Source organism: Stenotrophomonas sp. YJH_SMC_14-1, from assembly GCF_059372275.1.
In genome coordinates, this window is record NZ_JCAFVK010000003.1 from 354,369 (window position 1) to 379,000 (window position 24,632).

Here is a 24,632-nt window from a genome sequence, read left to right on the forward strand (position 1 = left end):
ATGAACGACCTGTCCCGCCAGGCAACACGCCTTGAAGCCATCGAAGGCAGCTACGACAAGTGGCTGCTGGGCGCGATCATCGCGCTCACCGGCGTGGGCGTGGTGATGGTGGCGTCCAGCTCGATCGCCTTGATGAGCAGTCCGTTCTACTACCTCAACCGCCACCTGATCTTCCTGGCGGTCGGTATCGTGCTGGCGGTCATCGCCGCCCGCACCGAGCTGAAGTCCATCGAGCAGTACAACCAGATGCTGCTGCTGGGCTGCTTCGTGCTGCTGCTGGCGGTGTTCGCACCGGGCCTGGGCAGCACCGTCAACGGTGCGCGCCGCTGGATCAACCTGGGCATCTCCAAGTTCCAGACGGTCGAAGCGGTGAAAGTGCTCTACATTGTCTGGCTGTCCAGCTACCTGGTGCGTTTCCGCGACGAGGTCAACGCGACCTGGCCGGCGATGCTCAAGCCGCTGGGCGTGGCCGGGGCGCTGGTGGTGCTGCTGCTGCTGCAGCCGGACTTCGGCTCGTCCACCCTGCTGCTGGCGATCACCGCCGGCATGCTGGTGCTGGGCGGGGTGAACATGCCGCGCATGTCGATGCCGGTGATCATCGGCCTGGTCGGCATGAGCGCACTGGCGATCATCGAGCCGTACCGCATGCGCCGCATCACCTCCTTCCTGGACCCGTGGGCCGACCAGCAGGGCGACGGCTACCAGCTGTCCAACGCGCTGATGGCGGTGGGCCGTGGCGAGTGGACCGGCGTCGGCCTGGGCAACTCGGTGCAGAAGCTGTACTACCTGCCCGAAGCGCACACCGACTTCATTTTCTCGGTCACCGCTGAGGAATTCGGCTTCCTGGGCACCTGCGTGATCGTGGCCCTGTACGCGCTGCTGGTCGGCCGGACCTTTTGGCTGGGCATGCGCTGCGTGGAAATGAAGCGCCACTTCTCCGGCTACATCGCCTTCGGCATCGGCCTGTGGATCAGCATGCAGACCTTCGTTTCGATCGGCGTGAACCTGGGTATCCTGCCGACCAAGGGCCTGACTCTGCCGCTGATCTCCTCCGGCGGCTCGTCGGTGCTGATGACCTGCGTGGCGATGGGCCTGCTGCTGCGCGTGTCCTATGAACTCAAGCGCGCCGAGCGCCGCCAGGCCGTGCGCATCGGCGGCACCGAAGACGCCGCTGCCGAGCCGAGCGACGAGCCGGCCTCGCCGGTGGCCGCCAGCGTACCGATGAGCGCGGAGCCGGTGGCTGCCGCTGCAGCGAACGCTGCGCGCGGCACCAGCCGCCTGCAGTCGCGCATCGAACCGACCTTCGGGAGGCTGTCATGAGCACAGCCACCGACAACGTGCGCCCGGTGATGATCCTGGCCGGTGGTACCGGCGGTCACATCTTCCCCGGCCTGGCCGTGGCCCGCGTGCTGCGCGCGCGCGGCGTGCCGGTCACCTGGATGGGCGCCGACGGTGCGATGGAAACCCGTCTGGTGCCGCAGCACGACATTCCGATCGACACGCTGGCCATCACCGGCCTGCGCGGCAAGGGCAAGCTGGCCCTGCTGGGCGCGCCGTGGCGGCTGATGCGCGCGCTGCGCGCGGCCGGCATGATCATCCGCAAGCGCCAGCCGCGTGCGGTGGTGGCCTTCGGTGGATTCGCCTCCGGTCCCGGCGGCATGGCCACGCGCCTGCATGGCCTGCCGCTGATCGTGCATGAGCAGAACCGCGCACCGGGCCTGACCAATCGCATCCTGTCGCGCTATGCACGCCGTCTGCTGACCGGCTTCCCGGGCACCTTCGCCAAGGGCGAGGAGTTTGTCGGCAACCCGGTGCGTGCGGAGATCGCCGCCATCGCACCGCCGGAACAGCGCTTCGCCGACCGCCAGGGTCCGCTGCGCGTGCTGGTGGTGGGCGGCAGCCAGGGTGCGCGCGCACTCAATGCCGGCGTGCCGCAGGCGATTGCCGCGCTGGGTGCCGGGGTTCCGGTGCAGGTGCGCCACCAGAGCGGTGAGAAGATGCATGCCGAAGCGGTCGAGGCGTATGCCAAGGCCGGCGTGCAGGCGGAGATCACCCCGTTCATCGCCGACATGGCCGAGGCATTTGCCTGGGCCGATCTGGTCGTATGCCGCTCCGGCGCGTCCACGCTGGCCGAGCTGTGCGCGGTCGGTGTCGGCAGTGTGCTGGTGCCATTCCCCGCTGCCGTCGACGATCACCAGACCCGCAATGCGGAGTACCTGGTCGAGCGCGGCGCGGCGGTTTTGCTGAAGCAGGACGGAACGCTGGCCGAAGGCATTGCCTCACTGCTGCGCGATCTGTCCGAAAATCCCGCCCGCCGCATGCAGATGGCGCAAGCCGCGCGTGCCCTGGCCAAGGTCGATGCCGCCGAGCGCATCGCCGATATCATTCTTGAGGAAGCTGTATGAAGAAGGCATGCCAGCGCGCCTGCCCTGCGCGAGGCCGCGCATGATCCGCCGCCTGCACGACACCAACGACCTGGTGCGCGCATTCCCGCGCGTGCATTTCGTCGGCATCGGCGGCACTGGCATGAGCGGTATCGCCGAAGTGATGCTGACGCTGGGCTATGAAGTGTCCGGCTCGGACAACGCCGACAACGTGGCGACCCGCCGCCTGGCCAGCCTGGGTGCGCGCATCATGCGCGGCCACTCGGCGGCCAACGTGCTGGGCACCGACTGCGTGGTGGTCTCCAGCGCCATCCGCGAAGACAACCCGGAACTGATGGAAGCGCGCAGCCAGCGCATTCCGATCATGCCGCGTGCGGCCATGCTGGCCGAGCTGATGCGCTTCCGTCGCGGCATCGCCGTGGCCGGTACGCATGGCAAGACCACCACCACCAGCCTGACCGCTGCGGTATTGAGCGAAGGTGGCCTGGACCCGACGTTCGTGATCGGTGGCCAGCTGCTGGCCGCTGGCGCCAACGCCAAGCTGGGCGGTGGCCAGTGGCTGGTGGCCGAGGCTGACGAAAGCGATGGCAGCTTCCTGCGCCTGAACCCGCTGATGTCGATCATCACCAACATCGATGCCGATCATCTGGAGAACTACGGCAACGACTTTGCCCGCGTGCAGGCGGCGTTCGCCGAGTTCCTGCAGCGCCTGCCGTTCTATGGCCTGGCGGTGCTGTGCATCGACGATCCGGAAGTGGCTGCGCTGGCCGCCAGGACCCCGCGCCACGTGATGAGCTACGGCATGAGCCCGCAGGCCGACGTGCGCGCCGAGAACGTGGTGCAGGAAGGGTCGCGCATGCGCTTCACCCTGCGCCTGCCGCAGGGCACCAGCCAGGAAGTGGTACTGGCACTGCCGGGCAGGCACAACGTACTCAACGCACTGGCCGCCGCCGCAGTGGGCTGGCAGCTGGGCGTGGCCCCGGACGCCATCGCGCGTGCGCTGGAAGGCTTCGCCGGTGTCGGCCGTCGCTTCAACGATCTGGGCGAAGTGACCACCGCCAGTGGCGCCAAGGTCCGCATCATCGATGACTACGGTCATCACCCGAGCGAGCTGGAAGCCGTGTTCGCCGCCGCCCGTGGTGGCTGGGCCGACAAGCGCCTGGTGGTGGCCTTCCAGCCGCACCGCTACAGCCGAACCCGCGACCAGTTCGACAAGTTCGCCGCGGTGCTTTCCAGCGTCGATGCGCTGGTGCTGAGCGAGGTCTACCCGGCTGGCGAGGAACCGATTGCCGGTGCCGACTCGCATGCGCTGGCCCGCGCCATCCGCGCACGCGGCCGCAGCGAACCGGTGGTGGTTGGCAAGGCCGCCGAGCTGGCCAGCGTGCTGCCGGACGTGCTGCAGGACGGTGACCTGCTGCTGATGATGGGGGCGGGCGACATCGGCGCCGTGGCTACCCACATCGCGGTGGAAGGCTTCAAGGGGGAGGGCGAGGCGTGAGCGCGCTGACCTTCCCGCCGCTGCGCGTGACCGACCCGGCCGTATTCGGTCGCGTCGCCGTGCTGCTCGGTGGCACTTCCAGCGAACGCGAGGTGTCGCTGGATTCCGGCCGCAACGTACTGGAAGCACTGCAGTCGCGCGGTGTCGATGCGTTCGCGGTGGATGGCATTCCGGCGCTGGCCAAGGCGCTGGCCGCCGGCGGCATCGACCGTGTGTTCAACATCCTGCACGGCCACAACGGTGGTGGTGAGGACGGCATCGTGCAGGGCCTGATGGACGCTTTCGGCGTGCCGTACACCGGCTCGGACGTGCTGGGCTCTGCGCTGAGCATGGACAAGATCCGTACCAAGCAGGTGTGGTTGTCGCTGGGCCTGCCGACCCCGCAATACCGCAAGGTCGACGCATCGAACGTGCATGCACTGGCGGCCGAGCTGGGCCTGCCGGTGGTGGTGAAGCCGGCCAACGAAGGCTCCAGCGTGGGCATCAGCCGGGTCACCGACGACGCCGGCCTGGATGAGGCCGTGGCCCTGGCTGCGCGCTACGACGGCCAGCTGCTGATGGAGCAGATGGTGGTCGGCGACGAACTGACCGTGGCCATTCTCGGCGACGTCGCGCTGCCGTCGATCCGCATCGTGCCCAAGGGCCAGTGGTACGACTACAACGCCAAGTACATCGCCGAGGACACCCAGTACGTGTGCCCGGGCCTGGACGGTGGCGACGAAGAGGAAATCCGCCGCATCGCGCTGGCCGCGTTCCGCGCTGCTGGCTGCCGTGGTTGGGGCCGCGTGGACGTGATGCGCGACCGCAGCAGCGGCCGCTTCTTCCTGCTGGAAGTGAACACCGCGCCGGGCATGACCAGCCATTCGCTGGTGCCCAAGGCCGCAGGCCAGGCCGGCATCAGCTTCGAAGAGCTGGTGTGGCGCGTGCTGGAACAGACCCTGGAGGCCTCGCACGCATGAACGCGGTGCTGCGCATCTTCGTCTGGCTGTTGGCGCTGTCGGTGGTTGCACTGCCGGTGGTGGCCGTGGTCAATGGCTGGGTCGGCGCCGAGCGCTGGCCGCTGGCGAAGCTGCGCGTGCATGGTGAGTTCAAGCGGGTGCCGGCCGAACAGCTGCAGCAGGTGCTGTTGCCGTATGCGCGCGCCGGCTTCTTTGCGGTCAAGCTGCAGGACGCGCAGGACGCGCTGGAACAGCTGCCGTGGGTGGAAAGCGCGCAGGTGCGCAAGCAGTGGCCGGACGTGCTGGAGGTGACCCTGGTCGAGCACAAGCCGTTCGCGCGTTGGGGCAGCGACCGCCTGGTTTCCGAGCAGGGCAAGTTGTTCCCCACGCCGAAGAAGCTGGCCGACCTGGCGCTGCCCGAACTGGATGGCCCGGACAGCCAGACAGAAGAAGTGATGAAGCTGTACAGCGACTCGCGTGCATTGTTCGCACCGGCCGGCGTCGACGTGCGCCGGGTGACGATGGATGCACGCGGCAGCTGGTCGCTGGTGCTGAGCAACGGCACCGAAGTGGTGGTCGGCCGTGACGACGCGCGCTCGCGCATGCAGCGCTTCGTCAAGGTGCTGCCGCAGCTGAACCGTCAGGACGCGCCGATCGAGCGCGCCGACCTCCGTTACACCAATGGTTTCACGCTGAGCTGGGGTACCCCGGCCACGCCGGCGAAAACGCCGGCGACCCCGGCCAGAAGCACGCAGGAAAGGACATGAATCGCAAGGGTGACAAATCGCTGATCGTTGGCCTGGACATCGGCACCTCCAAGGTGGTGGCGCTGGTGGGCGAGTATTCGCCGGGCAACCCGATCGAAGTGATCGGGATCGGCTCGCACGAGTCGCGCGGTTTGAAGCGCGGCGTGGTGGTGGACATCGAATCGACCGTGCAGTCGATCCAGCGCGCGGTGGAAGAAGCCGAGCTGATGGCCGGCTGCGAGATCCGCTCGGTGTACGCCTCGATCTCCGGCAACCACGTGCAGTGCAAGAACTCGCCGGGCATCGTGCCGATCCGCGACGGGGAAGTGACCTGGGGCGACCTGGATCGCGTGCTCGATGCGGCCAAGGCGGTGGCGATTCCGGCCGACCAGAAGATCCTGCACGCGATCCCGCGCGAGTACGTGCTGGACGATTCGCAGGAAGGCATCCGCAACCCGGTCGGCATGACCGGCGTGCGCCTGGAGGTGCATGCGCACCTGGTGGTGTGCGCACAGTCGGCCGCGGCCAACATCAGCAAGTGCGTGCAGCGCTGCGGCCTTCAGGTGGATGACTTGGTGCTGTCCTCGCTGGCCTCCAGCGTTGCGGTGCTGACCGCCGACGAACGCGAGCTGGGCGTGGTGCTGGTCGACATGGGCGCCGGCACCACCGACATCGCGGTGTTCGTGCAGGGCGCGATCTGCCACACGGCTTCGTTGCCGATCGCCGGCGACCACGTCACCAATGACATCGCGCACATGCTGCGCACGCCCACCCCGGAAGCCGAGCAGATCAAGGTGCGCTACGCCTGCGCCCTGGCCCAGCTGGCCACCGCCGAGGAAAGCATCCAGGTGCCGTCGGTGGGCGACCGTCCGCCGCGCCGCATGCCGCGCCATTCGCTGGCGCAGGCGGTGCAGGGCCGTTACGAGGAAATCTTCGAGATGGTGCAGGCCGAACTGCGCCGCTCCGGCTTCGAGGAAATGGTGCGCGCCGGCATGGTGCTGACCGGTGGCGCGTCGAAGATGGAGGGCGTGGTCGAACTGGCCGAGGAAATGCTGCAGATGCCGGTGCGCGTGGGCATCCCGCAGCACGTCACCGGCCTGGGCGAAGTGGTCGGCAACCCGGTGCACGCCACCGGCGTGGGCCTGCTGCTGATGGGCAGCCAGATCGAGCACCCGCGGCGGCCGTCGCTGCCGACCGGGCGCGCCGGAAGCATGTTCAAGAAACTCAAGACCTGGTTCCGCGGCGAGTTCTGACGCGGAACCCGTAACACCGGGGGTCACCCCGGCGCAGCACCTGCAGTACCCGCATCACAACGCAGCAACGCAATACACAACCCACACAGCCGCAACGGCAACATGACACGCGAAGGCAGGAGGCCCGACCGTCCATGCCACCGACAAGCGGATACAACGAGGACACGGACATGGCGCATTTTGAACTGATCGAAAAGATGGCACCCAATGCGGTGATCAAGGTGGTTGGCGTGGGCGGCGGCGGCGGCAATGCCGTGGCGCACATGGTCAACTCGGCGGTGGACGGCGTGGAATTCATCACCGCCAACACCGACTCGCAGGCCATCAAGAATTGCGGTGCCAAGCTGCAGCTGCAGCTGGGTACCAACGTGACCAAGGGCCTGGGCGCAGGCGCGAACCCGGAAGTCGGCCGCCAGGCCGCGCTGGAAGACCGTGAGCGCATCATGGACGCCCTGCAGGGCGCGGACATGGTGTTCATCACCGCCGGCATGGGCGGTGGCACCGGCACCGGCGCTGCACCGGTGGTGGCGCAGCTGGCCAAGGAGATGGGCATCCTGACCGTGGCCGTGGTCACCAAGCCGTTCCCGTTCGAAGGCCGTCGCCGCATGCAGGTGGCGCTGAAGGGCATCGAGGAACTGAGCCAGCACTGCGACTCGCTGATCACCATCCCGAACGAGAAGCTGATCACCGTGCTGGGCCGCAATGCGACCATGATCCAGGCCTTCCGCGCCGCCAACGACGTGCTGCAGGGCGCCGTGCAGGGCATCGCCGACCTGATCGTGCGTCCGGGCCTGATCAACGTCGACTTCGCCGACGTGCGCACCGTCATGTCCGAAATGGGCCTGGCGATGATGGGTACCGGCACTGCCCGTGGCGATGACCGCGCCCAGGCCGCTGCCGAATCGGCCATCCAGAACCCGCTGCTGGACGACGTGAACCTGGCCGGTGCCAACGGCATCCTGGTCAACATCACCGCCGGTGCTGACTTCACCATGGCCGAGTTCGACGAGATCGGCCGCACCATCGACGGCTTCGCTTCGGAAGACGCCACCGTGGTGGTCGGCACCGTGCTCGACCCGGACATGCAGGACGAAGTGCGCGTGACCGTGGTTGCCACCGGCCTGAACCGCGTGTCGGCCAGCAAGGCCCAGCGTCCGGGCGAGCGCGCGCCGATCAAGCTGGTCCGCAACGCCACCACCGGCCAGCCGGAGTTCGGCGACTTCGACAACGGCGGCGACGCCGTGTCCAAGGCCGTCGGCGGCATGGGCCTGGGCCTGCGTCGCGCCAGCAGCGATACCGCGGCGGCTTCGGCCCCGTCGGCGCCGTCCTCTTCGGCCCCGGCCGCGGCAGAACTGCCGAACGATTACCTGGACATCCCGGCGTTCCTGCGCCGCCAGGCGGACTGAGCGGGCCGGCCCGGGGTTGTCCTCCCCGGGTTGCGCCACCATGTCCTGAAAACGCGGGCGCCGGGCCAGGATGGGCCCGGCCGCCCTGCTTCATGTGCGTCCCATTGGCGCGCCGGTGTGTCCTGCCTGCCTTTCAGCCGGGGTAGGGGACCGTGCGTGTTAATCTAATGTGTCACTTCCGGTCCATCCCCCATGATCCAGCAACGCACCCTCAAGAACACGATCCGCGCCACCGGCGTTGGCCTGCACAGCGGTGACAAGGTCTACATGACCCTGCGCCCGGCACCGGTCAACCATGGCATCGTGTTCCGCCGCGTGGACCTGGACCCGGTGGTGGAAGTGCCGGCCAAGGCCGAGCTGGTCACCGAAGTGACCCTGTGCACCGGCCTGACCTGCAACGACGCCAAGATCCAGACCGTCGAACACCTGATGTCGGCGCTGGCCGGCCTGGGCGTTGACAACATCATTGTCGAACTGTCCTCGGCCGAGCTGCCGATCATGGACGGTTCGGCCGGCCCCTTCGTGTTCCTGCTGCAGTCGGCGGGCATCGTGGAACAGGATGCGCCCAAGCGCTTCATCCGCGTGCTGAAGACCGTGGAAGTGACCGAGGGCGACAAGGTGGCCCGCTTCAGCCCGTACGAGGGCTACAAGCTGGGCTTCACCATCCAGTTCGACCACCCGATGATCCCGGCCAAGCAGTCGCGCCAGGAAATCGAGTTCTCGACGCTGGCCTACACCAAGGAAATCTCCCGCGCGCGCACCTTCGGCTTCATGCGCGACCTGGAATACATGCGCGAGCGCAACCTGGGCCTGGGCGGTTCGATGGACAACGCCATCGTGCTGGACGAGTTCCGCGTGCTCAACGAAGACGGCCTGCGCTATGCCGACGAATTCGTACGCCACAAGATCCTCGATGCGATCGGCGACCTCTACCTGGCCGGTGGCCAGGTGCTGGGTGCCTACGAAGGCTTCAAGTCCGGTCACGCCCTCAACAACAAGCTGGTGCGGGCGCTGATGGCCGACGCCACTGCCTGGGAATGGGTCAGCTTCGACTCGCCGGCGACGCCGGATCCGGTCGAATATGCCACTCCGGCCTACGCCTGATTTCTGTAGGCTGTTGAATTTAAAGACAAAAACGCCGCCTTCCAGGGCGGCGTTGTCGTTTCAGGCGTGTTCGGCGCATTCAGCATGCTTGACACGCGTCAAGGCCGGTTCGAGGTCACGGTTTTGTGAACCTGTTGGATCGGAAGCCTGAATTTAACGCAGTTTTAACAACAATCTAACGACAGGCCCCCGGATGGCAGCTAGGATGCGACCCGGCCCCCGAAATGTTTCACGCCGTGGTGACACGCGCGACGGGGAGCGGAGCCGGATGCTCCGTTGTCGTCAGGACCGCTTCTTCGGCTTCGAAGGAACGTCCTGCAGGCAAGCCAAGGCGTCGCGTAGCCCTTTGTGCGTGGCGGCTGAAACTGCGTGGGGTCCATTCCGGTTGTCGAGCGCTGGGGAGCGCGTGGGAGTGGGAGACGCAGTCTTGATGGTCACCCTGGTGGCCTTCAGCCCGATGGAACGGGCCGCGTCGAGCAACTGGGCTTCGGCAAGCCGCAACTTGGCATGCCAGACCGGGGACTCGACGAGAAAAACGAGGTGTTCCCCGTCCACATTGGCCAGCCGGCAACGGCTGCGCAGAGGTGGCGGCAACTGGGGGCGCAACTGACGGTCCAGCGCGTCGAGCCACAAGGCACGCCGCAGCGGGTTCCCGCTTTTGTCCGCCATCACCGCATCCAGCGCCGGCTTCGGCACTGACGCGGGGCGAACGCTGGATTTCGGCTCAGACATGAAAACTCACTGATGGCATTCAAAAAGATCGTAATCAAAACGCGTGAAGGACAGGCCAAGTCGTCGCCGATCGCGCGTTTGCGGTTCTATTTCGAGGACCGCCCCCGCGCCCTGCTGGGCAGCGTGCTCGGGGTAGGCTGCATTATCGGCCTTGCTGGCGGCATTGGCGCCAGCGCGCTGAATGATTCCCGGCTGCAGGCCAAGGTTGAGCGCCAGGATGCGGAACTGGCCAAGGTCAAGCGCGATGCGCAGACCCAGGTCAACGCGCTGGCGGCACGCCTCGGCGAGCTGCAGGCGCAGGCTACCCGCCTGAACGCCCTTGGCGAACGGCTGACCCAGATGGGCAAGCTGGAAGACGGCGAGTTCGACTTCAACGAGACCCCTGGCCTCGGTGACGGCGATGCCGGCGGCCCGACCAGCGACATCCCGGTCAAGGACGTCAACGCCGACTTACAGGTGCTGGAGCAGCGTTTCGCTGCTTCAGGCCGCCAGTTGTCGGTGATGGAATCGCTGATGTTCGACCACCAGCTGCAGCAGAACGCCGTGCCGTCGCGCATGCCGATCCGCAACAGCTACGTGACCTCCGGCTTCGGCACCCGTGCCGACCCGTTCGGCCGCGGTGCCGCCACCCACAAGGGCATGGACTTCCACGCCAAGGTCGGTGACCCGGTGATGGCCGTGGCCGAGGGCGTGGTCAGCTTCGCCGGTGTGAAGGGCGGCTACGGCAACGTGGTCGATGTCGACCACGGTAATGGCTACGTCACCCGCTACGCGCACAATTCGCGCCTGGTGGTGAAGGCCGGTGACCTGGTCCGTGCCGGTCAGGAAGTGGCCAAGGCCGGTTCCACCGGACGTTCGACCGGCGCCCACGTGCACTTCGAGGTGTGGGAGAACGGCAACGTGGTCAACCCGCGCAAGTTCCTCGGCGACGGCGGCAACACGCCGGTCGGCCGCGTCAGCCGCGGCTGATGCCCGGGTCGGACTCCTTCCGCGCTGCGGGAGGGCTCTGACCCGATGCGGTTGATCTGGTAGTGCCGGCCGCTGGCCGGCAATCCGCGACGCTGCCGAAGATCATGAGGTTGCCGGCCAGCGGCCGGCACTACCCCTCGGGGTTGAAACCTCAGCCGCCCGTCCCAAGCTACAATGGGTGTTGCCATCGACAGGGCGCCAGGCGCCCTGTTTCGTTTGCGGCGGACGGATCCCAAGGGGGAGGCCGGGCGTCGTGTCCATCCAACCCGGTTCCTTCAATGATCAACAGCCTGCTTACCCGCGTATTTGGCAGTCGTAACGAACGACAGCTGCGCCAGCTCAACCGCATCGTCGCCAAGATCAATGCGCTGGAGCCGGAGATCGAGAAGCTTTCCGACGAGCAGCTTCAGGCCAAGACGCCGGAGTTCAAGCAGCGCATCGCCGATGGTGAAGCCCTGGACAAGGTGCTGCCGGAAGCCTTCGCGGTCTGCCGTGAAGCCGGCCGCCGCGTGCTGGGCATGCGCCACTACGACGTGCAGCTGATCGGCGGCATGGTGCTTCACCTGGGCAAGATCGCAGAAATGCGCACCGGTGAAGGCAAGACCCTGGTGGCGACCCTGCCGGTGTACCTCAACGCGCTGGAAGGCAAGGGCGTGCACGTGGTCACCGTGAACGACTACCTGGCCCGCCGCGACGCCGCGCAGATGGGCAAGCTGTACAACTGGCTGGGCCTGAGCGTGGGCGTGGTCTACCCGGGCATGCCGCACAGCGACAAGCGCGAAGCCTATGCCGCCGACATCACCTACGGCACCAACAACGAATTCGGTTTCGACTACCTGCGCGACAACATGGCGCTGTCCAAGGCCGACCGCTACCAGCGCGGCCTGCACTACGCCATCGTCGACGAAGTCGACTCCATCCTGATCGACGAAGCGCGTACCCCGCTGATCATCTCCGGCCCGGCCGATGATTCCCCGGAGCTGTACATCCGTGTCAACCGCGTCGTGCCGCACCTGGTCAAGCAGGAAGCGGAAGACGGCGAAGGCGACTTCTGGGTCGACGAGAAGGGCAAGCAGGTGCACCTGTCCGAAGCGGGCATGGAGCACGCCGAGCAGCTGCTGGTGGAAGCCGGCATCCTCAACGGCGAAACCGAAGGCCTGTACGCGGCGCAGAACCTGACCGTGGTCCACCATCTCAACGCCGCCCTGCGCGCGCACGCGATCTACCAGCGTGACGTTGACTACATCGTGCGCGACGGCGAAGTGGTCATCGTCGATGAGTTCACCGGCCGTACCCTGGCTGGCCGCCGCTGGTCCGATGGCCTGCACCAGGCGGTGGAAGCGAAGGAAGGCGTGCCGGTCCAGCGCGAGAACCAGACGCTGGCGAGCATCACCTTCCAGAACCTGTTCCGCATGTACAAGAAGCTGTCCGGCATGACCGGCACGGCCGATACCGAAGCCTTCGAGTTCCAGAGCATCTACGGCCTGGAAGTGGTGGTGATCCCGACCAACCGCCCGACCATCCGCAAGGACAGCCCGGACCAGGTGTTCCTCAACCGCAAGGGCAAGTTCAATGCGGTGCTGGCCGACATCGAAGAGTGCGCCAAGCGCGGCCAGCCGGTGCTGGTCGGTACCACCTCGATTGAAACCTCGGAAATGCTGTCCGAGCACCTGAGCAAGGCCGGTGTGAAGCACGAAGTGCTCAATGCCAAGCAGCACGACCGCGAAGCGACCATCGTCGCCAACGCCGGCCGTCCGGGCGCGGTGACCATCGCCACCAACATGGCCGGCCGTGGTACCGACATCGTGCTGGGCGGTTCGTTGGAAGCAGAGCTCCACGCGCTGGGCGAGGACGCGACCGACGAGCAGAAGGCCGCGGTCAAGGCCGACTGGCAGAAGCGCCACGAGGCAGTGAAGGCGGCGGGCGGCCTGCACATCGTCGGCACCGAGCGCCATGAGTCGCGCCGTATCGACAACCAGTTGCGTGGCCGTTCGGGCCGCCAGGGTGACCCGGGTTCGTCCCGCTTCTACCTGTCGCTGGAAGACAACCTGATGCGCATCTTCGCCTCCGACTGGGTGCAGAAGGCCATGCGCATGATGGGCATGAAGGAAGACGACGTCATCGAAGACCGCCTGGTCAGCCGCCAGATCGAGAAGGCGCAGCGCAAGGTCGAGGCCCACAACTTCGACATCCGCAAGAACCTGCTGGACTTCGACGACGTCAACAACGACCAGCGCAAGGTGATCTACGCCCAGCGCGACGAACTGCTGGACGCCGAGTCGGTGAAGGATAACGTCGACGGCATCCGCGACGATGTGATCTTCGACGTGGTGGCCCGCTTCGTGCCGCCGAACTCGATCGACGAGCAGTGGGACCTGCGTGGCCTGGAAGCGACCCTGGAGTCGGACTTCGGCCTGCAGATGTCGCTGACTGACCTGGTCAAGGAGCACGAGGAGCTGGATGCCGAGGCGATTGCCGCCAAGGTGCAGGAACGCGTCAACCAGCACTTCGCCGAGAAGGAAGCCGGCGTGGGCGAAGAGACCATGCGCGCACTGGAGAAGCACGTGATGCTGACCGTGCTGGACCAGAGCTGGAAGGAGCACCTGGCGCGCATGGATTACCTGCGCCAGGGCATCTACCTGCGTGGTTACGCGCAGAAGCAGCCCAAGCAGGAATACAAGAAGGAAGCCTTCGAGCTGTTCTCGGACATGCTGGAGAACGTCAAGCGCGAAGTGGTGACCCTGCTGTCGCGCGTGCGTATCCGCAGCGACGAGGAAGTGCAGGCGCTGGAAGCGGCCGAACGCCAGCAGGCCGAAGCCCGCCTGAGCCAGTCGCAGTTCCAGCACCAGGACGTGGGCGGCTACAGCGCCGACGAGGAAGCCGCGCAGGTGCAGGCTGCCCAGCAGGGCGTGGCGCAGATGCAGCGCGACGAGCCGAAGATCGGCCGCAACGATCCGTGCCCGTGCGGCAGTGGCAAGAAGTACAAGCACTGCCACGGCCAGCTGAGCTGATGCCGAAGAGCCCCGCGAAAGCGGGGCTTTTCGTTTGTGGCAGGGGAGTCGCAGCGGATCCGTGATTGCGCCGGCCGCCCTGTTCTGGGCATGCTTCCCCCCATGCCTTCCCCCACCCGATCGATCCATGTCGTGGCCGCCGTCATCACCGACGCCCGTGGCCGCGTGCTGCTCAACCGCCGTACCGAGAACCGCGACATGGCCGGCCTGTGGGAGTTTCCCGGCGGCAAACGCGAATCCGGCGAGACCTCCGAACAGGCGCTGGTGCGCGAGCTGCGCGAGGAACTGGGCATCGAGGCCGATGTCGGCGAGTGGCTGATGGATGTGCCGCAGCGCTATCCGGACAAGCACCTGACCCTGGAGGTGCGCCACGTGCGCAGCTGGAAGGGGACGCCGCGTGGGCGGGAGGGCCAGGCAATCACCTGGGTGGCGCCGGACAAGCTGGGCCGCTATTCGATGCCACCGGCCGATCTGCCGGTGGTGGCCGCGCTGCGCCAGCCCGACAGCTACCTGATCACCCCGGCGCCGGCCGATGATGAGGGCGGCGTGCAGCATTGGCATGAACAGCTGCAGCGCGTGGTGGCCGCGGGCCAGCAGCGCATCCAGCTGCGGTTGCCGACGGCGCATCCGCAGCGGCAGGCGATGGTCGAACAGGCCGTGCGCGCGCATCGTCGCAGCGGGGTGCAGTGGCTGCTCAATCGCGATATCGAACTGGCGCGTGCGTTGGGCGTGGGCGTCCACCTGGGCAGCGAGCAGTTGCAGGAACTGTCGCAGCGTCCACTTCCCGAAGGCCAGCTGGTGGCCGCATCCTGCCACGACCTGCAGCAGCTGCAGGCCGCACAGCGGCTGGGCTGCGACTTCGCCGTGCTGGGCCCGGTGCAGGCCACGGCCAGCCATCCGGACGCGGTGCCGCTGGGCTGGGACGCGTTCGCCGAGCTGCGCGCGCAGGTGTCACTGCCGATCTATGCGCTGGGCGGCATGGGCCGCGGTCAGGTCGCCGAAGCGCGTCGCCATGGCGGGCAGGGCATCGCCGCCATTCGCGGGCTGTGGCCAGAGTGAGCCGGCATGCGGGGTCAGATCCCTGCGCAGCAGGGCTCTGACCCCTCCCGATCACAGCGTGATCCAGAAACAACCATATTGCCGCCGCAACCCCAGCACCGTCGAAGCGCGCGCCACGCTGCCCGGCAACGTCTGCTCCAGGCGCAGGCCGACCGGATGGCGCACGGCCGGCGGCTCAGGGTCGGACCCCTGCGCAGCAGGGCTCTGACCTTCATCCTGCGATAGCGGCAGCGCCTGCGAGGGATACACCGGCACCACGTCCACCAGCGGCCGCCGCGCCAACGATTCCAGCTGGCCGAGAATGCGCTGCGCGCCCGCGTCGGACACCGAACCCCACAGGTACAGTGAAGACAGCCGATTGACGTCGTTGCTGAGGATGCCGTTGCGCAATGCGTCCACGAGCTCGCTCAGCCGGCGCGGGCAACGTGCACCCAGCGTGTCGCGCGCTGCGGTATTGCCGGTGGGGGAGGGCGGCGGCAGCCGTGACCGTGCACCCACGCTGTCGCAGGGCCGGTCGGTGTACACGCTCTGGCCCTGCGCATCGGTGCAGCGGTTCAGGCGCGTGGACTGTGCGTGGGCGACGCTCGACAGCACGCATAGCGGCAGCAGCAACAGCAGGAAGGAAAGCCGGATCATCCTCGCAGGGTAGCGCCGATCCGGTCCGCATGGCGTGCTTTCAGCCGTGCAGCAGCTTCAGCACCGAGGTGGTCGGCTTGGCCAGGTTCAAGGTGTAGAAGTGCAGGCCGGGCGCGCCGCCTTCGATCAGGCGCTGGCACAGCCGGGCCACCACTTCCGTGCCGAATGCACGTACCGACTCGGCGTCATCGCCGTAGGCCTGCATCTTGCGGCCGATCCAGCGCGGAATCTCCGCACCGCACTGTTCGGAGAAGCGGCGCAGCTGGCTGAAGTTGGCGATCGGCATGATGCCGGGCGTGATCGGCACCTGCACGCCGAGCCGGCGCACTTCATCGACGAAGTGGAAGTAGGCATCCGGGTTGAAGAAGTACTGGGTGATCGCCGCATCGGCACCGGCATCGATCTTGGCCTTGAAGTGCTTCAGGTCAGCCAGCGCATCGGTCGCCTGCGGATGCGTTTCCGGATACGCGCCCACTTCGATGTGGAACGCATCGCCGTGCTCGGTGCGGATGAAATCGATCAGCTCGGCGGCGTAGCGCATGTCGCCGGGGAAGCCCATGCCCGAGGGAAGGTCACCGCGCAGCGCGACCAGGCGACGGCAGCCGATGGCGCGGTACAGCTTGAGCAGTTCGCGGATCTCCTGGCGGGTGCCGCCCACGCACGACAGGTGCGGCGCGGCATCGAAGCCATGGTGCTGGTTGAGGTGGCGCACGGTCTCGGAGGTGTAGCTCAGGGTCGAGCCACCGGCGCCGAAGGTACACGACACGTATTCGGGGGCGTAGTCCTTCAGCTTGGCCGCAGCACGGTCCAGCTGGCTGCGCTGTTCGTCGGTCTTGGGCGGATAGAACTCGAAGCTGATGGCGGTCATGGCGCGGATGGCGGCGGTCGGTGCGAAACAGTATATCTCTTCATCAAGATGGATGCATGAGAATTACGTGAGAGCCCGCCGTCCCCGGCCCGCGACCGTTCGCCCCGCCGTGCGGCCGCTGCTCCGAAATCGCAACCGGGGTGCCTCCGCCAGGCCCACGCTGCTCCCATCCCGGCACCACCCACCCAATGAAGGAGCAGACGATGAAGATCTTCCTGGCACTCTGGTACGCAATGAAGGCCCTGGCCCGGCTGGCGATGATCGGCATGGCGATGGCCGTGCTCGGTTCCGGCTCGGCGCATGCGGCGGCCGCCACCGGCACCGGCAAGGTGCAGGTCGAGGTGGTCGGCAAGGGCCGTCCGCTGCTGATGATCCCCGGCCTGAACAGCAGCGCCGAGGTCTGGCGCGAGACCTGCCTGGCGCTGAAGGACGTGCAGTGCCATCTGGTGCAGCTGCCGGGCTTTGCCGGCGCTGCGCCCGCCGACCCGCGCCCGGCCGAATTCCTGCCGGCCATGCGCGGGCAGCTGCTGGCCTACCTGCATGACCAACAGCTGGGCCCGGTGGTGGTGATCGGCCACAGTCTTGGCGGCCTGCTGGGGCTGCAGATGGCGCAGGCCGAGCCGAAGGCAGTCAGTGCGCTGGTGGTGGTCGACGCATTGCCGTTCCTGCCGGCCGCGCGTGACCCGAACGCCACCGCAGACAGCGTGCGGCCAATGGCCGACCAGCTGCGCAAGGGCATGCTCGCCGCCGATGCCGCGCAGTGGCAGGCGCAGCTGAAGGCCGGCCTGCCGGGCATGACCCGCGATCCACAGCGGCAGGCCGAGCTGGGGCGCTGGGGCGAAGCCAGCGACCGCCAGACCACCGCTGACGCCATGCATGCGGTGATGACCACCGACCTGCGTGACAACATCGCCTCGATCACCGCACCGACGCTGGTGCTGGGCAGCTGGGCCGGCTACCAGCCGATGGGCGGCACCGAGGACAGCACGCGCGCGGTGTTCCAGGCGCAGTACGCGAAACTGCGGGGCGTGCAGATCGCGATGAGCGCGCAGGGTTTCCACTTCCTGATGTGGGATGATCCGCGCTGGCTGCGCGGTCAGGTGCAGGCCTTCCTCGATCACCACCACTGAGTTTCAACACGCCTCGGAATGGACATGCCGGATTCCTCCTCGACGGTACGCTTCTGGCTGCTCAATGCGCTGGTGTGGGCGCTCTATGGTGTTGCCGGAATCGGCCTGCGCCAAGCCTATTTCAGCGATGCCGGAAGCGCAGGCGTGTTGATCACGCTGGGTCTGGCGTTGGCCCTGTTCGGGTGCAGCGGTGCCATCCGCGCGCTGGCGCTGCGTGCCGACTGGTGGGCGCGCGGCACGGCCGGGCTGTTGCTGCGGCTGGCGCTGTCGGTGGCATTGGGCGCGGCAGTGGCGCAGCTGCTGGTGAACATCGCGCTGCACTCAGCGCTGGCCTGGAACTGGGTGAGCCTGGGGCGGCAGACGGCCGACTTCAGCCCCAAGGCGCTGCTGCTCTACTGGTACACCACTGCGGTGATGCTGGCCCTGTGGGCAGCGCTCTGGGCAGGCCTGCACAGCCTGCGCCGGATACGCAGTGCGGAACTGGCGCGCCTGCGTGCCGAGGCCGAGCGCAGCGCGCTGGAGCGCGATGCACTGCGTGCACGGCTCAACCCGCATTTCATGTTCAATGCGCTGAACAACCTGCGCGCGCTGATCCTGGAAGACCCGGAGCGTGCGCGCGACATGGTCACCCGCCTGTCGCGCACGCTGCGCCAGGCGCTGGCACACAACCGCAGCGAGCAGGTCACCCTGGCCGAGGAACTGGTGGTCGTGGACGACTACCTGGCCATCGAGGCAGTCCACTTCGAACAGCGCCTGCAGGTAAGCCAGCACATTGATGCCGATGCCCTGCAGGCACAGCTGCCGGCGATGGCGCTGCAGCTGCTGGTGGAGAATGCGATCAAGCATGGCATCGCCAGCCGCCCGGGCGGCGGTGAGGTGCAGATCCGTGCCACGCTGGACAATGACGTGCTGCGCCTGCAGGTGGACAATCCGCTGGGCAGCGCCAACGAGCCCACCCATGGCCATGGCGTTGGCCTTGCCTACCTGCGTGCGCAGCTCGGCACGCAGGGTCGTTTCACCCTGCAGCCGGTCGGCGACCGCATGCAGGCCCTGCTGGAGATTCCGCAATGAGTGGCGTGCTGCGTGTGTTGATCGTTGATGATGCACGGCTGGCGCGCCAGGAGCTGCGCACGCTGTTGTCGGCGCTGCCGTGGGTGCAGTGCGTGGGCGAGGCCGACGATGTGCCCGCTGCACGCGAGGCGATCGCCACACTGGCCCCGGACCTGGTGCTGCTGGATGTGCAGATGCCCTCCGGCAGCGGCTTCGATGTGCTGGATGGGCTGGAGGCGGTGCCGGCGGTGGTCTTCGTTACCGCCTACGACACCTATGCGGTGCGCGCCTTCCAGGCCAATGCGCTGGACTATCTGGTGAAGCCGGTCGAGGCGCCGCGCTTGCTGGAAGCGTTGCAGCGGGCGCGCCGGCGCGAGGTGGTGGCGGGCGAAACGCCGGAGCCGCGCAGCACGCTGGGCGCGCAGGACCAGGTGTTCGTGCGCGAGGGCGAACGCTGCTGGTTCGTCGCGGTCTCGGAGATCCGTCGGCTGGTGGTGGATGGCAACTACACACGGCTATGGTTCCGCGACCAGAACGCCCTGCTGACCCGCAGCCTGAGCGCGCTGGAAGCACGCCTGCCGCCGGAGTTGTTCTTCCGCGCCAACCGCAACACGCTGGTCAACCTGCGTCGCATTCGTGGCGTGACGCCCAGCATTGCAGATGGCTACGATCTGGCGCTGGACGACGGCAGCGAGGTGGAGGTATCGCGGCGGCAGGCACGTGAACTGCGCGAGCGGATGGCGTTGTAGCTGCCGCTACAGCTCGGCACTGACCGGGCTGGTGATGAATCCCCACAGCAGGCGTGCCATCACTGCGGGCGAGCGTGCCTGCCTGCGCGCATAAGTCTGTAGCGCATCCAGCCGCGGGCGGTCATAGAGGTGGCCGGCCAGCAGCACGGCATGCACGCGGCGGGTATTGGCGATGTCGTGCAGCGGGTTGCCATCAAGCAGCACCAGGTCTGCGGCTTTGCCGACCTCGACGCTTCCATGCGATGCCTGCCGTTGCAGATGACGTGCGGCCTGCAGCGTAGCTGCGCGCAGCACGTCGGCCTGGCTCAGGCCGGCCTGTCGCAGCCACTGCAGTTCATCGTGGTAGCGGAAGCCGCCCAATCCGGTGTCGGTGCCGACCAGCACGGTGACGCCGGCACGATGGGCCGCACCGGTGAGAGCCAGGCCATGCTCGAAGTAGGTCTTCAGTGCGTCTTGGCCGCGTCGGCCGGGATAGCGCGCTGCGGTGGCCTGCAGGTCATCACGCCACGCCCAGCGTGAAAGCGGGTCCAGATAGGCCAGGCGCGGATCGTCGACGAAGGCGGGGTCGCTTGCGCGTGCATCTTCTTCGCGGGTGACATGGGTCGGTACGAACGCGGCACCGCTGGCCTGCATCAAAGCGAACGCCTTGTTGCAGAGCGTGGGCTGATAGCTGGCAACCATGCGTTCGGCCAGTACGATCGGGTCTTCGCCGTCGAGCGCGCCACCGCGCCATGCCGCCGCGTTGTCGAAGCAGTGGCGCACGAACAGATGGGCGTGCTCGAAGCTGCGCTGGCCCGCCTGCACCGCGTCGTCCAGAGGCACCGCCTTGGGCAGGTGGCCGACCAACGGACGGCGCAGCTGCTGCGCCTCGGTGGCCAGCCGCTGATAGGTGTCCGCACGCAGCCGGTTGTAGACCTTCAACGCGTCGACCCCGCGCGCGCTGTACGTCCGTGCACGCGCAGCGGCGGCCTCCGGCGCGAGTGACGGATCTTCGAAGTAGAAACTGGCGATCTGTACGAAGCGCGGTGCAACCTGCTGCCCGGCAATGGCCTGTGCGGTCCAGCGGCGCTTGTCGGCCACGCAGGCGATCAGCGGATCGGTGGTCTGCGGGCAGTCCATCATGTCGCGGGTGCCGGTGATGCCGTTGGCCAGCATCAGCGGGAACTGCAGCTGCGGCGACAATTGCAGTGCATGGGTGTGCATGTCCCAGAAACCGGGCAGCAGCCAGCGGCCGCCGGCGTCGAGCACGGGAAGCCGCGCGTCCTGCGGATCTTCCCCAATGGCAGTGATGGTGCCGTGGCGCACTGTCACGGTGGTGGGTTCGCTGACCTGGCCGCGCGCCACGTCCACCACCCGCGCGTTGACGATCACGCGGCTGTTGCCCGGCTCGGGCAACGGCGGAGCCGACAGCGGCCAGAGCAGAGCGGCGGCGAACAGCAATGGCGGCGCCAGCAGGAGGATGACCAGTACGATCGGCCACTGCCGACGGTGGGCGGAACGGGGCAATGCGCATGCTGCATCCATGAGCCGGCGATCCTTGTAGTGGGTCGCCCGCAGGGTGCTGCAAGCGGGACGCTGGCGCCAGTGACCATCGGCATCCGGCCCTGTCTGCCTCCGGGGCGGTTACCCTGTGCAGCAGAACTCCTGATCACACCCGCGCCATGTCCATCGTCCTCACCGATTTCGCCCGTCCCCGCCTGTTCCCGCGCGTGCCGCGTGGCAACACCATCCAGGACTGCACTGCCGAGCAGTTCGAGGCACATCTCAATGCGCATGCGCCACTGAAGGTACTCGACGGCTACGCCCCGTTCTGCAAGCTGTTCGTCTACGAGAACTGGACCAGCACGCGCTGCCTGACCGTACCGATCACCGAGGCCAACCGCCACCTGCTGCGCAGTGGTTACGAAGCGCGCAACCGTGAGGAACTACCGGTGCTGGTGCGCTGGTTCGAGGGCGTGGAATCACCGCGTGCGAACTACCTGGTGGTGATCCTGTACAGCGCCGGGCAGCTGGCCAGGGAAGGCTCGCCGATCGAGGCCGACTGGGGCATCGTCGGCTGCATCTACACCGCCGAACCGGAAGAGGTACCGATGGCACCGATCACGATGATGCGCAATGCGCTGGGCGTGGACGAGGGCGGATCCGGCGTGCCGCTGGACCGCGAAGCCTACCGGCGTTCCGTCGAGTTCTGGGAGAACAACGCGAACTGGCGGCCATGAGCAACATTTGTCATCCACGCATCGCGTGAATGTGCGGACCACAGTAGAGCCACGCCATGCGTGGCCGCTTGGCCTTCAGGCAGCTTTCCATTCCCACCACGGGTAATGGTACTCGCGGTCGATGGCCTGCCAATGCTGGCCGCATTGCGTGCAGGCGACGGTGTGGCAGTCGCCCCAGCAGCCCTCAGCCTCTTCCACCGAGAGCAGCTGCATCTGTCCTTGTTCAATCAGGCGACGGGGATCGAAGAACGGGTAGCCGGGGTTGAGCGCGCACAGGCAACCCTCGCGTGCACGCCAGTAACGCAGCCGACGCAGGGCGGCCTTCAGATACGCCTGGTTGCTGATCAGCATGCCGCCAAGCGCGATGCCCTGGCAGCGTTGTTCGATCAGATCCACATGTGCGCTCAACGCGTCCAACGATGAGGCACTGAACAGTCGTGCGACAACGCGGGCGGCATCGGTGATGCGTGTTGCGTCGCGCGACAACAGGTCCTGCAGCAGCACATCGGCCTGTGCATCGTCGAGCCGGGGAATCGGCGCTGCAGACCACGGCCAGCGCATCAGCGTGACTTGCCGATGGCAGCGTAGTGGCCGGCGGTGAGGCGCAGCAGGTCGGTGGGTGCCAGTTCCACTTCCAGGCCACGGCGACCGGCGCTGACATGCAGCCTGGGCAGCGCTTCGGCACTGGCGTCCAAGAAGGTGCGCAGGCGCTTCTTCTGCCCGAGCGGGCTGATGCCACCCACCAGGTAACCGGTTGCGCGCTGCGCGGCGTCAGCAGCAGCCATCTCGCACTTCTTGCAGCCGGCGGCTTCGGCCAGTGCCTTCAGGTCCAGCTGGCCGGCCACCGGCACGATCGCCACCAGCAGTTCGTGTGCCTCGGTGCTGGCCAGCAGGGTCTTGAACACCTGGGCCGGATCGAGGCCGAGCTTGTCGACAGCTTCGCCGCCATAGGATTCGGCGTGGGCGTCATGCACGTAGCTGCGCACGGTGTGGGCGATCTTCTCGCGCTTGAGCAGGTTGATGGCCGGGGTCATGTAGGCATGGTAGCGCGCGCTGGGCGCGTTGCCTTGACCGAGCCTACTGCCGGAGAGCATCCACGCATGGCGTGGATCTACCGTGGGGACTGGATGCGGGGTGTACGGCCACACGCAAACGCAGAACGGACGCCCGAAGGCGCCCGTTCCGTGTGTTGCATGCACCGGTGGTGCCGGCCGCTGGCCGGCACCCCGCAGGCATCAGTAGCGGTAGTGGTCCGGCTTGAACGGGCCTTCCACCGGCACGCCGATGTAGTCGGCCTGTTCCTGGCTCAGGGTGGTCAGCTTCACGCCGATCTTTTCCAGGTGCAGGCGGGCCACTTCCTCGTCCAGCTTCTTCGGCAGCAGGTAGACCTTCTTCTCGTAGCTGTCCTTGTTCGCCCACAGGTCGATCTGTGCCAGGGTCTGGTTGGCGAAGCTGTTGGACATCACGAAGCTCGGGTGGCCGGTGGCGCAGCCCAGGTTCACCAGGCGGCCTTCGGCCAGCAGGAAGATCGCGTTGCCGTTCGGGAAGATGTACTTGTCCACCTGCGGCTTGATGTTGACGTGCTTGATGCCGGCGAACGACACCAGCGCATCGACCTGGATCTCGTTGTCGAAGTGGCCGATGTTGCAGACGATGGCCTGGTCCTTCATCGCGCTCAGGTGCTCGATGCGGATGATGTCCTTGTTGCCGGTGGTGGTGACGTACAGGTCGGCACGGCCCAGGGTCGATTCGATGGTGTTGACTTCATAGCCTTCCATCGCCGCCTGCAGGGCGCAGATCGGGTCGATCTCGGTGACGATCACGCGCGCGCCGTAGGCACGCAGCGAGGCCGCGCAGCCCTTGCCGACGTCGCCGTAACCGCAGACCACGGCCACCTTGCCGGCCAGCATCACGTCCATCGCGCGCTTCAGGCCGTCGGCCAGCGACTCGCGGCAGCCGTACAGGTTGTCGAACTTGCTCTTGGTGACCGAGTCGTTGACGTTGATCGCCGGGATCAGCAGGGTGCCGGCCTGGGCCAGCTGGTACAGGCGGTGCACGCCGGTGGTGGTCTCTTCGGAGACGCCCTTCCAGTCCTTGACCACGCGGCCCCAGTAACCCGGGCGTTCCTTGGCGACGCGCTTGAGCAGGTTCTTGATGACCTGTTCTTCGTGCGAGGACGAGGCGGTGTTGACCCAGTCACTGCCGTTTTCCAGCTCGTAGCCCTTGTGGATCAGCAGGGTCACGTCACCGCCGTCGTCCACCACCAGCTCCGGGCCGGTCAGGGTGCCATCGGCCAGGGTGAAGGTCAGCGCGTCCAGGGTGCAGTCCCAGTACTCTTCCAGGGTCTCGCCCTTCCAGGCAAACACCGGGGTGCCGGTGGCCGCAATGGCGGCAGCGGCGTGGTCCTGGGTCGAGAAGATGTTGCACGAGGCCCAGCGCACGTCGGCGCCGATGTCCTTCAGGGTCTCGATCAGCACCGCGGTCTGGATGGTCATGTGCAGCGAGCCGGTCACGCGCACGCCCTTCAGCGGCAGCTCGGCCTGGTACTTGCGGCGGATCGACATCAGGCCCGGCATTTCGTGCTCGGCGATGTCCAGTTCCTTGCGGCCCCAGTCGGCCAGCGTGATATCGCGGATCTTGTAGTCACCTTCGGTGGAGAAGGTCTTGGCAACAGCGTTCATTCGTGTGCTCCGGTTGTGGACGAGCGGATGCTCGCATCTAGCCGGGCGCCGTTGTTACAAAGCCACCTTACCGAGCCTGGCCGGGCCTCGTGGGATCCGGTCGCAGCGCCCCTCGGCAGGGGAGAACCCCCATTATATCGCGGCCCCGGCGTGACATCCGGATGACCCAACCATCGGCAGATGGGGCCGCGTGCACGGC

The 24,632-nt window shown here is 67.0% G+C and carries 21 protein-coding genes, 1 pseudogene and 1 riboswitch; of the genes and pseudogenes, 15 read left to right on the forward strand and 7 right to left on the reverse strand.

The window, feature by feature from the left end; all coding sequences use genetic code 11:
• The 8 genes and pseudogenes from ftsW to lpxC all read left to right on the forward strand — a co-directional run bounded on the left by ftsW (position 1) and on the right by lpxC (position 9,329).
• A complete protein-coding gene (gene ftsW / locus AC5P9P_RS11005; RefSeq protein ID WP_478419163.1) occupies positions 1–1,320 on the forward strand; it encodes a putative lipid II flippase FtsW in 1,320 nt (439 codons plus the stop codon).
• Positions 1,317–2,405 carry an undecaprenyldiphospho-muramoylpentapeptide beta-N-acetylglucosaminyltransferase gene (gene murG / locus AC5P9P_RS11010; RefSeq protein ID WP_495232774.1) on the forward strand — a complete coding sequence of 363 codons (1,089 nt, stop codon included), beginning with the start codon at positions 1,317–1,319 and terminating at the stop codon, positions 2,403–2,405. The genes ftsW and murG overlap by 4 nt, the downstream gene beginning before the upstream one ends.
• A gap of 40 nt (positions 2,406–2,445) precedes the next feature.
• Positions 2,446–3,882 carry a UDP-N-acetylmuramate--L-alanine ligase gene (gene murC / locus AC5P9P_RS11015; RefSeq protein WP_005408080.1) on the forward strand — a complete coding sequence of 479 codons (1,437 nt, stop codon included), beginning with the start codon at positions 2,446–2,448 and terminating at the stop codon, positions 3,880–3,882.
• Complete coding sequence (locus AC5P9P_RS11020) at positions 3,879–4,841, forward strand: D-alanine--D-alanine ligase (protein WP_495232775.1); 963 nt, start codon at positions 3,879–3,881, stop codon at positions 4,839–4,841. The genes murC and AC5P9P_RS11020 overlap by 4 nt, the downstream gene beginning before the upstream one ends.
• Positions 4,838–5,515 (forward strand): annotated as a pseudogene (locus AC5P9P_RS11025) (cell division protein FtsQ/DivIB); the annotation flags it as partial. The gene AC5P9P_RS11020 and the pseudogene AC5P9P_RS11025, both read left to right, overlap by 4 nt.
• Before the next feature lie 68 nt (positions 5,516–5,583).
• Entirely contained in the window at positions 5,584–6,819 is a 1,236-nt protein-coding gene (gene ftsA, locus AC5P9P_RS11030) for a cell division protein FtsA (protein WP_495232776.1), read from the forward strand.
• A 170-nt stretch (positions 6,820–6,989) separates the two neighbouring features.
• Positions 6,990–8,225: a cell division protein FtsZ gene (gene ftsZ, locus AC5P9P_RS11035; protein ID WP_005408084.1), complete on the forward strand. Its 1,236-nt coding sequence runs from the start codon at positions 6,990–6,992 to the stop codon at positions 8,223–8,225.
• Positions 8,226–8,417: 192 nt separating this feature from the next.
• Complete coding sequence (gene lpxC, locus AC5P9P_RS11040; RefSeq protein ID WP_005408085.1) at positions 8,418–9,329, forward strand: UDP-3-O-acyl-N-acetylglucosamine deacetylase; 912 nt, start codon at positions 8,418–8,420, stop codon at positions 9,327–9,329.
• Between the two features lie 282 nt (positions 9,330–9,611).
• Here lpxC and AC5P9P_RS11045 read toward each other — a convergent pair whose 3' ends face one another.
• Positions 9,612–10,061, reverse strand: a complete 450-nt coding sequence (locus AC5P9P_RS11045) for a DciA family protein (RefSeq protein WP_005408086.1) — start codon at positions 10,059–10,061, stop codon at positions 9,612–9,614.
• A 12-nt stretch (positions 10,062–10,073) separates the two neighbouring features.
• Between AC5P9P_RS11045 and AC5P9P_RS11050 the strand changes: the two genes are divergently transcribed.
• From AC5P9P_RS11050 to AC5P9P_RS11060, 3 genes are all read left to right on the forward strand, one after another.
• Positions 10,074–11,030: a M23 family metallopeptidase gene (locus tag AC5P9P_RS11050; protein ID WP_033834438.1), complete on the forward strand. Its 957-nt coding sequence runs from the start codon at positions 10,074–10,076 to the stop codon at positions 11,028–11,030.
• A 278-nt stretch (positions 11,031–11,308) separates the two neighbouring features.
• A complete protein-coding gene (gene secA, locus AC5P9P_RS11055) occupies positions 11,309–14,041 on the forward strand; it encodes a preprotein translocase subunit SecA (protein WP_005408088.1) in 2,733 nt (910 codons plus the stop codon).
• A 102-nt stretch (positions 14,042–14,143) separates the two neighbouring features.
• Entirely contained in the window at positions 14,144–15,100 is a 957-nt protein-coding gene (locus tag AC5P9P_RS11060) for a Nudix family hydrolase (protein WP_288469700.1), read from the forward strand.
• A 51-nt stretch (positions 15,101–15,151) separates the two neighbouring features.
• Here the strand turns inward: AC5P9P_RS11060 and AC5P9P_RS11065 are convergent, their stop codons facing one another.
• Both AC5P9P_RS11065 and metF read right to left on the reverse strand, forming a co-directional pair.
• A complete protein-coding gene (locus tag AC5P9P_RS11065) occupies positions 15,152–15,736 on the reverse strand; it encodes a DUF4124 domain-containing protein (RefSeq protein ID WP_049397434.1) in 585 nt (194 codons plus the stop codon).
• Positions 15,737–15,776: 40 nt separating this feature from the next.
• Complete coding sequence (gene metF, locus AC5P9P_RS11070) at positions 15,777–16,604, reverse strand: methylenetetrahydrofolate reductase [NAD(P)H] (protein ID WP_005412254.1); 828 nt, start codon at positions 16,602–16,604, stop codon at positions 15,777–15,779.
• 203 nt (positions 16,605–16,807) lie between these two features.
• Here metF and AC5P9P_RS11075 point away from each other — a divergent pair, with 203 nt between their 5' ends.
• Genes AC5P9P_RS11075 through AC5P9P_RS11085 form a run of 3 tightly spaced genes read left to right on the forward strand, consistent with a single transcriptional unit; the run spans position 16,808 to position 19,533 of the window.
• Positions 16,808–17,734 (forward strand): alpha/beta fold hydrolase, encoded by a 927-nt coding sequence (locus AC5P9P_RS11075; RefSeq protein WP_049459467.1) that lies wholly within the window; start codon positions 16,808–16,810, stop codon positions 17,732–17,734.
• Positions 17,735–17,758: 24 nt separating this feature from the next.
• Positions 17,759–18,805 (forward strand): sensor histidine kinase, encoded by a 1,047-nt coding sequence (locus AC5P9P_RS11080; RefSeq protein ID WP_033834461.1) that lies wholly within the window; start codon positions 17,759–17,761, stop codon positions 18,803–18,805.
• Positions 18,802–19,533 carry a LytR/AlgR family response regulator transcription factor gene (locus AC5P9P_RS11085; RefSeq protein ID WP_033834444.1) on the forward strand — a complete coding sequence of 244 codons (732 nt, stop codon included), beginning with the start codon at positions 18,802–18,804 and terminating at the stop codon, positions 19,531–19,533. The genes AC5P9P_RS11080 and AC5P9P_RS11085 overlap by 4 nt, the downstream gene beginning before the upstream one ends.
• Before the next feature lie 6 nt (positions 19,534–19,539).
• On the opposite strand, the gene AC5P9P_RS11090 is transcribed toward AC5P9P_RS11085, so the two are convergent.
• The gene (locus AC5P9P_RS11090) at positions 19,540–21,057 is read right to left on the reverse strand and encodes an amidohydrolase family protein (protein ID WP_033834445.1); all 1,518 of its coding nucleotides are present in this window, start codon (positions 21,055–21,057) and stop codon (positions 19,540–19,542) included.
• 137 nt (positions 21,058–21,194) lie between these two features.
• On the opposite strand from AC5P9P_RS11090, the gene AC5P9P_RS11095 reads away from it, so the two are divergent.
• Positions 21,195–21,752 (forward strand): DUF3228 family protein, encoded by a 558-nt coding sequence (locus AC5P9P_RS11095; protein ID WP_033834446.1) that lies wholly within the window; start codon positions 21,195–21,197, stop codon positions 21,750–21,752.
• 75 nt (positions 21,753–21,827) lie between these two features.
• Here the strand turns inward: AC5P9P_RS11095 and AC5P9P_RS11100 are convergent, their stop codons facing one another.
• The 3 genes from AC5P9P_RS11100 to ahcY all read right to left on the reverse strand — a co-directional run bounded on the left by AC5P9P_RS11100 (position 21,828) and on the right by ahcY (position 24,433).
• Complete coding sequence (locus tag AC5P9P_RS11100; protein ID WP_033834447.1) at positions 21,828–22,313, reverse strand: hypothetical protein; 486 nt, start codon at positions 22,311–22,313, stop codon at positions 21,828–21,830.
• Positions 22,313–22,786, reverse strand: coding sequence for a Cys-tRNA(Pro) deacylase (gene ybaK / locus AC5P9P_RS11105; protein WP_033834448.1), 474 nt, complete (start codon positions 22,784–22,786; stop codon positions 22,313–22,315). Before ybaK ends, AC5P9P_RS11100 begins: the two co-directional genes overlap by 1 nt.
• A 201-nt stretch (positions 22,787–22,987) precedes the next feature.
• Positions 22,988–24,433, reverse strand: coding sequence for an adenosylhomocysteinase (gene ahcY, locus AC5P9P_RS11110; protein ID WP_004154241.1), 1,446 nt, complete (start codon positions 24,431–24,433; stop codon positions 22,988–22,990).
• A 36-nt stretch (positions 24,434–24,469) separates the two neighbouring features.
• A riboswitch (S-adenosyl-L-homocysteine riboswitch) is annotated at positions 24,470–24,553 on the reverse strand.
• Between the last annotated feature and the right edge of the window lie 79 nt (positions 24,554–24,632).

Excerpts from the sequence above, each read along its gene's own strand:
- AC5P9P_RS11050 (WP_033834438.1), top strand. The coding sequence starts at position 10,074 with ATGGCATTCAAAAAGATCGTAATCAAAACGCGTGAAGGACAGGCCAAG.
- AC5P9P_RS11085 (WP_033834444.1), top strand. The coding sequence starts at position 18,802 with ATGAGTGGCGTGCTGCGTGTGTTGATCGTTGATGATGCACGGCTGGCG.
- AC5P9P_RS11090 (WP_033834445.1), bottom strand. The coding sequence starts at position 21,057 with ATGGATGCAGCATGCGCATTGCCCCGTTCCGCCCACCGTCGGCAGTGG.
- AC5P9P_RS11045 (WP_005408086.1), bottom strand. The coding sequence starts at position 10,061 with ATGTCTGAGCCGAAATCCAGCGTTCGCCCCGCGTCAGTGCCGAAGCCG.
- AC5P9P_RS11075 (WP_049459467.1), top strand. The coding sequence starts at position 16,808 with ATGAAGATCTTCCTGGCACTCTGGTACGCAATGAAGGCCCTGGCCCGG.
- AC5P9P_RS11100 (WP_033834447.1), bottom strand. The coding sequence starts at position 22,313 with ATGCGCTGGCCGTGGTCTGCAGCGCCGATTCCCCGGCTCGACGATGCA.
- AC5P9P_RS11080 (WP_033834461.1), top strand. The coding sequence starts at position 17,759 with ATGCCGGATTCCTCCTCGACGGTACGCTTCTGGCTGCTCAATGCGCTG.
- metF (WP_005412254.1), bottom strand. The coding sequence starts at position 16,604 with ATGACCGCCATCAGCTTCGAGTTCTATCCGCCCAAGACCGACGAACAG.
- murG (WP_495232774.1), top strand. The coding sequence starts at position 1,317 with ATGAGCACAGCCACCGACAACGTGCGCCCGGTGATGATCCTGGCCGGT.
- ftsZ (WP_005408084.1), top strand. The coding sequence starts at position 6,990 with ATGGCGCATTTTGAACTGATCGAAAAGATGGCACCCAATGCGGTGATC.
- ftsW (WP_478419163.1), top strand. The coding sequence starts at position 1 with ATGAACGACCTGTCCCGCCAGGCAACACGCCTTGAAGCCATCGAAGGC.
- ahcY (WP_004154241.1), bottom strand. The coding sequence starts at position 24,433 with ATGAACGCTGTTGCCAAGACCTTCTCCACCGAAGGTGACTACAAGATC.
- lpxC (WP_005408085.1), top strand. The coding sequence starts at position 8,418 with ATGATCCAGCAACGCACCCTCAAGAACACGATCCGCGCCACCGGCGTT.
- ftsA (WP_495232776.1), top strand. The coding sequence starts at position 5,584 with ATGAATCGCAAGGGTGACAAATCGCTGATCGTTGGCCTGGACATCGGC.
- murC (WP_005408080.1), top strand. The coding sequence starts at position 2,446 with ATGATCCGCCGCCTGCACGACACCAACGACCTGGTGCGCGCATTCCCG.
- AC5P9P_RS11095 (WP_033834446.1), top strand. The coding sequence starts at position 21,195 with ATGTCCATCGTCCTCACCGATTTCGCCCGTCCCCGCCTGTTCCCGCGC.
- ybaK (WP_033834448.1), bottom strand. The coding sequence starts at position 22,786 with ATGACCCCGGCCATCAACCTGCTCAAGCGCGAGAAGATCGCCCACACC.
- AC5P9P_RS11065 (WP_049397434.1), bottom strand. The coding sequence starts at position 15,736 with ATGATCCGGCTTTCCTTCCTGCTGTTGCTGCTGCCGCTATGCGTGCTG.
- AC5P9P_RS11060 (WP_288469700.1), top strand. The coding sequence starts at position 14,144 with ATGCCTTCCCCCACCCGATCGATCCATGTCGTGGCCGCCGTCATCACC.
- secA (WP_005408088.1), top strand. The coding sequence starts at position 11,309 with ATGATCAACAGCCTGCTTACCCGCGTATTTGGCAGTCGTAACGAACGA.